A 3,283-nucleotide genomic window follows, 5' to 3' on the forward strand; every position below is an offset into this window, starting at 1 on the left:
GCGGCGAAGCCGCGCTGCCCAGGGGGAGGTGAAGGGTCGTCGGCTCACGTCCAAACAGCGGAAAAGTCACCGCCCGAAGCCGGGCTTTCCGAATCGCTGCTCGATCCGGTCGAGGAGCTGATCGCGAATCTCGCGATAGGCGTCGAGGCGCTGGGCGCGGGTGCCCTCCTGGGCGGCACCGGGGTCGCTGGTCGGCCAGTATTCCACGTCGACGGCGAGCGTGCGGGTCACCTCGAGGGCGCGGTGATGCGCCTCCGGCGACAGCGTGACGATCAGATCGAAATTGAGCCCTTCGAGATCCTCGAGTTCCTCGAAGGTCATCGGCTTGTGGCCGCTGAGATCGAGCCCGACCTCCTCCATCACGGCCGCCGTGAACGGGTCGGAGTCGCCCTTGCGCACCCCGGCCGAGCCGACATAGCTGCGGTGGCCGAAATACTGGCGGAACATCGCGGCGGCCATCGGCGAGCGCACCGAATTGTAGGCGCACACGAACAGCACTGCACCCGGCGGCCCGCTCTGGCCAGGCGGGGGCATGCTCACCCCTTCCAGTGCAGGACGCTGATCAGCGTGAACAGCCGACGCGCCGTGTCGAAGTCGATCTCGATCTTGTCTCTCAGCCGCTCGATGAGAAGCTCGGATCCTTCGTTGTGCAGCCCGCGGCGGCCGACATCGATCGCCTCGATCTGGCTCGGCGAGGCGGTGCGGATGGCGCCGTGATAGCTCTCGCACATCAGGAAGTAGTCTTTCACCAGGCGCCGGAACGGCGTCAGCGAGAGATAATGCGCCGCCACCGGCGTGCCGTCCTGCTGGCGCACGTCGAACACCAGGCGGTCGTTGGCGAGCAGCAGGCGCAGGCAATAGGGCCCGCCGTCGTGACCGAGCGGGGCGAACAGATTGTCCTCCAGCAGGTCGTAGATGGCGACCGAGCGCTCGTGCTCGATGTCACGATTGCCCGGACCGATCGTGTCCTGGTCGAGCGTGATCTCGACCAGCCGATGATGCTCCCGTCCGGCCCGGCCCGCGCAGGTCATTTGGCGGCCGCTCCCGCCAGCCGCAGCGCCACCGAGCGGGCATGCGCCTCCAGCCCCTCGGCCTTGGCCAGCGTGACGGCGGCCGGCCCGATCGCCGCGAGCTGGTCCGGGCCGCAGCGCAGGATCGAGGTGCGCTTCATGAAGTCGAGCACGCCGAGCCCGGACGAGAAGCGGGCCGAGCGCGCCGTCGGCAGCACGTGGTTGGAGCCGGCCACGTAGTCGCCGACGGCCTCCGGCGTGTGGGTGCCGACGAAGATCGCGCCGGCGTGCCGGATCCGGTCGACCAGCGGCGCCGGGTCCGCGACCGCCAGCTCGAGATGCTCGGCCGCCACCGCGTCGGCGAGGCCGACCGCCTGGTCGAGCGTCTCGACCAGGATCACGGCCCCGTGGTCGCGCCACGACGCCGCGGCGATCTTTTCACGCGGCAGGGTCGCGAGCTGCGACTCGACGGCCGCCTCCACGGCGTGCGCGAAGGCTGCGTCGGTGGTGATCAGGATCGACTGCGCCGCCGCATCGTGCTCGGCCTGGGCCAGCAGGTCGGCCGCGATCCACTGCGGATCGGCCGAGGCGTCGGCGATGATCAGCACCTCGGACGGGCCGGCGATCATGTCGATGCCGACCTTGCCGAAGACGATGCGCTTGGCGGCCGCCACATAGGCGTTCCCCGGTCCGACGATCTTGTCGACCGGCGCGATGGTCGCGGTGCCGTAGGCGAGCGCGGCGACGGCCTGCGCCCCGCCGACCCGGAAAATCTCGTCGACGCCGGCGAGCTGTGCGGCGGCCAGCACCAGCGGCGCGAGCTTGCCGCCCGGCGCCGGGACCACCATCACCAGGCGCTCGACCCCCGCCACCTTGGCCGGGACGGCGTTCATCAGCACCGAGGACGGATAGGCGGCGGTGCCGCCCGGCACGTAGAGGCCGGCCGCCTCGACCGGGGTCCAGCGATAGCCGAGCTCGACGCCGAGGGCGTCGGTGTAGCGCTGGTCCTCCGGGATCTGGCGGCGGTGATAGGCCTCGATCCGATCGCGCGCCAGCGTCAGCGCGGCGATGTCCTCGGGCGGGCAGGCGGCGACCGCGGCCGTGACCTCGGCCGGCGTCACCCGCAGGCCGGCCGCGCCGGCCGTCCCCAGGTCGAGCCCGTCGAATTTTTGAGTGAGCGCCACCAGGGCGTCGTCGCCCCGGGCCTTCACGTCCTCGACGATCGCCCGCACCGCCGCCTCGACGTCGGCGGCCGCCTCGCGCTTGGCCCCCAGCAGGGCGGCGAAGCGGTCCTTGAAATCGGGATCCCGGATGTCGAGACGGACAGGCATGGCAGTGCAGAACCCGCGGGCGGGGAGAGCCGCGCATTGGCGCGCCGGGCGCGCCGATCCTGCTGCCGCCCGGCTGCAGTCGGAGACGCGGCGGGCGCGACGGGGCTCTTTCGGGGGTCCCGGCCGGGATCGGCCGGGCCGGCCGGAACGGGCCGGAAAAGAATCAGCGGGCCGCGGCCGTCAGGCCGGGGCTCGCCTGGTCCTCGTGCGCCGGACAGGCGGTCGTATCCCACACCGGTCCGAGGTCGGCAAGCTCGACCTCCAGGCATTCCACGTCCAGCCGCACCTCGCCGCCGCCCGAGAAGATCAGCACGACGCTGCCGCCGGGCGCCTCGGTCTGCACGAACTCGATGGTGAGGAGGTTGAGGACGACGTCCTTGGCCTGGCACTGCACGTTGCGGCACTTGCAGGCCATCACGCGGTCGAACCGCAAGGCGGTGCGGCGGCGGCGGAAATGCCCGTTCTCGCAGACCGCGCCCTCCCAGTCGAACCGGTCGAGGCCCATCACCAGCCGCTTCTCCTGCGGCCGCCAGATGATGTCGCCCACCTTGACGTGGGAGTCCTGGAGATGGGTCGCGACGATCTCGAGATCGTCCTGGTCGAGTGCGACGAGCTTGAGCTGGTCCATGGCGGCGTCTCCTGCTGAGCCGTAGTTAGGAAACCGACCGGCCATGCACAAGCCTCGATTGCGCCTGGATTTCGCGATTCGGCCGCGCCCCGCGCCGGGCCGCCCGCAAGCCGCCGCGGCGACGCGGAAACCTCGCATTCACCATGCCGGCGATCGGCCGTGGATCGCGCCGGCCCGACGGCCCAGGAGGTGCCCGAGACGGGGCCGTACCGGCCGGTGACGCGAGCGCACCACAATTCGCGGGCAGAACGGCGGGCGGAGCAGAGGGGGCGGGTTCTCGGCCGTGCATGTCGGCCGGGCTGGAGCATCAGGAC

Annotated in this window: 4 protein-coding genes; all 4 read right to left on the minus strand. The window is 71.3% G+C overall.

Annotated features, from left to right (window positions below; all coding sequences use genetic code 11):
- Positions 1 to 66: 66 nt before the first annotated feature.
- The 4 genes from CH341_RS29860 to CH341_RS29875 all read right to left on the minus strand — a co-directional run bounded on the left by CH341_RS29860 (position 67) and on the right by CH341_RS29875 (position 2,969).
- Positions 67 to 534, minus strand: coding sequence for an arsenate-mycothiol transferase ArsC (locus CH341_RS29860; protein WP_111423053.1), 468 nt, complete (start codon positions 532 to 534; stop codon positions 67 to 69).
- Between the two features lie 2 nt (positions 535 to 536).
- Positions 537 to 1,031 (minus strand): UPF0262 family protein, encoded by a 495-nt coding sequence (locus tag CH341_RS29865; RefSeq protein ID WP_111423056.1) that lies wholly within the window; start codon positions 1,029 to 1,031, stop codon positions 537 to 539.
- Positions 1,028 to 2,341: a histidinol dehydrogenase gene (gene hisD, locus CH341_RS29870; protein WP_111423058.1), complete on the minus strand. Its 1,314-nt coding sequence runs from the start codon at positions 2,339 to 2,341 to the stop codon at positions 1,028 to 1,030. Before hisD ends, CH341_RS29865 begins: the two co-directional genes overlap by 4 nt.
- Before the next feature lie 163 nt (positions 2,342 to 2,504).
- Positions 2,505 to 2,969, minus strand: coding sequence for a DUF2948 family protein (locus tag CH341_RS29875; protein WP_170149867.1), 465 nt, complete (start codon positions 2,967 to 2,969; stop codon positions 2,505 to 2,507).
- Positions 2,970 to 3,283: the final 314 nt, after the last annotated feature.

The organism is Rhodoplanes roseus (genome assembly GCF_003258865.1).
In the GTDB taxonomy this organism is placed as follows: domain Bacteria; phylum Pseudomonadota; class Alphaproteobacteria; order Rhizobiales; family Xanthobacteraceae; genus Rhodoplanes; species Rhodoplanes roseus.